Here is a 3,266-nt window from a genome sequence, read left to right on the forward strand (position 1 = left end):
GCACCCTGGGCCAGCTTCATCAGAATATGGTGGTATCCGTCAACAACGTACTCCGGACGGTCTGTGTGCTGAACCCGGAAGTTCATCATGAGGCCTTTGTTCAGTCTCTCCGGAGTCAGGGCGGCGGGAAGTAAGTCTTTTCTGATCCCATAAAAAAAGAAAGCCCCTGCATCTTTCGGTGCGGGGGCTTTCTAAAATAATCCTGTTTTTCAAGGGAATTTTTTTCAGGAATCTTTTTCCGTCTTTGTTTTTCTGCTCTCCATCGCTCTTATCCCATATCCGCCAAGACCGCCGGAACAGATATACACAAGGGCCTTGATGATTTCCATGGCCACGGTGTCTTTGTCTTTCCACAGACAGAACAAAATCACAGACGCGATAATCAGAAAAAGAGCAATGACCAGAAAAACCCTGATCTTGAGGAGGGATTTTTCGTACTTCCGCTGCTCGTTTCTATCTTCAAGCTGGGCCTTGAGGGCATTCTGGCTGAAGGCAAAGCTGTGATTGTCCTGCTGCCTCTGAAGGTCAAGCTCCTGGGCTCTCAGTTCCAGATCTCGGGTCTGGTTTGCAACCAAATCCTTGATCAGTTCCGGCGGGAGCTGCTGGGGCCGGTTCTGCACCGGGGCAGGTGTTCCTTTGCTTTTCATTCAAAAAGAACCTCGTACTTCGGAGTTTTCCATTTCACATGAATGGCCGCAAAGCCGGAATCCCCCAGAGCCGTCGTTCCGATGGGCTTCACAAGGGGAGTTGCCTTCAGGATGTTCCGCCTTTGTTCCGGAGACAGGCGGATGAAGGTTTCCGGAGAGAGGATCTCTTCATCCAGCCGGGTTGTTTCCATAACGCTTTTATGCTGTCCCACCGGGGCCTCCTTCTCCTGGTTCCTGATCTTTCATGATGCCGCGCGGAGCTGTTTTGGGGCTCATGGGCGCTGCAAATCAATTTCGGTATCATAGCACCCCATGTCAAGTAAATACATATGCTAAATAAAGAAAAAGAACCCCCATCCACGCACATCTAAGGCCCAAACAGCAAACGCCGCCCCCTGTGACCCTATACTGCAAAGGGGGCGGCCCTAAGGCCCTGTATGGCTTTCGGGTTTAAGCCGGGCCGGAGCAGGGGTTTTGCAGTCACGGTAACCAGCCCTCCTTAAAGTCCTTAAGGTCTTTAAGGTCCTTAAGGAAAGCAGCCTTTTGTGGCAGGCAAAACCGCCGCTGCCCTTGACGGGCTTTCACCCCGAAAGCGCTTTAAGGCTTTTGGGGTAGCCAAATGCAAAACAGGCCGGGCAAACAGCAAACCGTAGGGGCACCCCCCTGTGGGTGCCCAAAAGGGCAGGCACAGGGGCCTGCCCCTACAATAACACCGAATCAAATAAAGGGTCACCATGTCCAACGTTGAAAAAATCGTCAAAATCGTCTTCTCCGGGGACGATCAGGTTTCCCAGGTAGCCACAGGCATCAACACCAATCTGGGCAAGCTGGGAATGTCCATGAACGTCATAGAAGATGGCGTCCGCAGTGTCACCAAGCCCATGGCTGCCATGGCCGATGCCACCCTCACCACCACCGCAGCCCTGGGTGGCATGCTCGTGGCCGGAACCGGGGTGGCCATTGCCGCTGCGGGTGAGTGGTCGGATTCTTTCAACGAGATTGCCACCCTCATTGATGCCACAGGCGATGACCTCAGCACCTTCCGAAAAAATCTGCTGGACTATGGTGCGGATTCCGCCTTTGCCATGGCTGAGGTGAACGCCGCCACCTATGCGGCCATCTCCGCAGGTACGCACTACAAAGATGCCATTGGCCTGATCACCCAGACCGAACGCCTTGCCATTGCGGGCAAGGCCGGGCTTTCGGATACCACCGTGGCCCTGGTTTCCACCCTGAACGCCTATGGAGCCAGTGCGGATGAGGCCTCCCGGTATTCAGACATCCTTTTTAATACGGTCAAATCCGGCCAGACCACCCTGCCGGAGCTATCTAAATCTCTCTCACAGGTCACATCCATTGCCGCAGCCGGAGACGTACCCTTTGAAACGCTGGCCGCATCCATTGCCGTACTCACGGCCAAGGGGATGCCCACCAGCGAGGCCATCACCGCCATAAGGGGAGCCATTCAGGCCATCATCAAGCCCTCTGAGCAGGCGGCAAAGGAAGCCGAGGCCCTGGGTATTGGCTTTGATGTTTCCGCCCTGAAATCCAAAGGTTTTGAGGGCGTGATGCAGGATGTGTACAGGGCCACGGGCGGCAATGTGGAAACCATTGCAAGGCTTTTTGGCAGCGTGCAGGGGCTTACCGGCGTTTTGGCCATGTTCGGCGCGGATGGCGGAGACAAATTCCTTTCCATCCAGAAACAGATGCAGGACTCCGCAGGGGCCACAGACGCAGCCTATGGAGCCATGTCTGCCAACATGGCCCTTTATAACCAGAAGCTTCTCAATTCCATGCGGGCCACCTTTGTGACCGCAGGCCTGCCCCTTCTGGATGAATATGGCGATGCGGTGGGCGCTTTGTCCGAGGTGTTCGGCGGGCTGCGCGCGGGTATGGATATGGGTGCATTTGATGATCTGTATGCCCATCTTTCAAGGTCCGCCGGAGAGTTCACGGCATGGGCTTCGGGCGTGGGAAAGGCCCTGCCCGAAGCGCTGGAAGGGCTGGACTGGTCCCGCTTTATGGAAGGTGCAGACGAGCTGACCGAAACCATCAAAGGGCTGTTTGATTCCATATTTCAGGGGCTGGACCCCACAAAGCCCGACGAGCTGGGGCAGATTCTTCAGGTGCTTGTGGACGGCATGGGCAAGCTTGCCACAGTGTCTTCCGGGGTGCTGGAAGCATGGAACCCCCTTTTGCAGATGGCAGGCAGGCTGATCACCGCTTTTGCGGATCTGGACCCGGCCACCGCAAAAACCACGGGGGAGTTTCTGGGCCAGTCCCAGATGGTGGAAAAGCTCTCTGAAAAATTTGGCTTCTGGGGCGGGATGCTGATTAAAACCCTGCTGCCCATGAAAGATACAGAGGCTGAGCTTGATCGCATCAACGTGGCCCTTGCGGGCGTGGGTGTGTACGTGCCCGAGGCCACGGAAAAACTCCGGGAGATGGCCGAGGCTACAGACAAAACCACCAAAACCCTGGAAGGCGGAGCCGGGTCTGCGGGTGCGCTTTCCGATGAAGTGGAAAAGCTTGCCAGCGCTCCTGCCCCGGAAATCCGGGTTTCCACGGAGCAGATGGAATCGGCCAGGGCGGAGATCAGGGAAATGGGGCTGGATGTCT

General features: G+C 55.8%; 3 protein-coding genes. 1 reads left to right on the forward strand and 2 read right to left on the reverse strand.

Annotation, left to right across the window (positions count from 1 at the left end; all coding sequences use genetic code 11):
* Positions 1-224 precede the first annotated feature (224 nt).
* Complete coding sequence (locus tag RBR60_RS16495) at positions 225-647, reverse strand: hypothetical protein (RefSeq protein WP_320358837.1); 423 nt, start codon at positions 645-647, stop codon at positions 225-227.
* Entirely contained in the window at positions 644-859 is a 216-nt protein-coding gene (locus tag RBR60_RS16500; protein ID WP_320358839.1) for a hypothetical protein, read from the reverse strand. Before RBR60_RS16500 ends, RBR60_RS16495 begins: the two co-directional genes overlap by 4 nt.
* A 522-nt stretch (positions 860-1,381) precedes the next feature.
* On the opposite strand from RBR60_RS16500, the gene RBR60_RS16505 reads away from it, so the two are divergent.
* On the forward strand, positions 1,382-3,266 hold a 1,885-nt coding region (locus RBR60_RS16505), incomplete at its 3' end, for a phage tail tape measure protein (protein WP_320358841.1).

Source organism: Desulfobotulus sp. (assembly GCF_034006065.1).
Lineage (GTDB): Bacteria > Desulfobacterota > Desulfobacteria > Desulfobacterales > ASO4-4 > Desulfobotulus.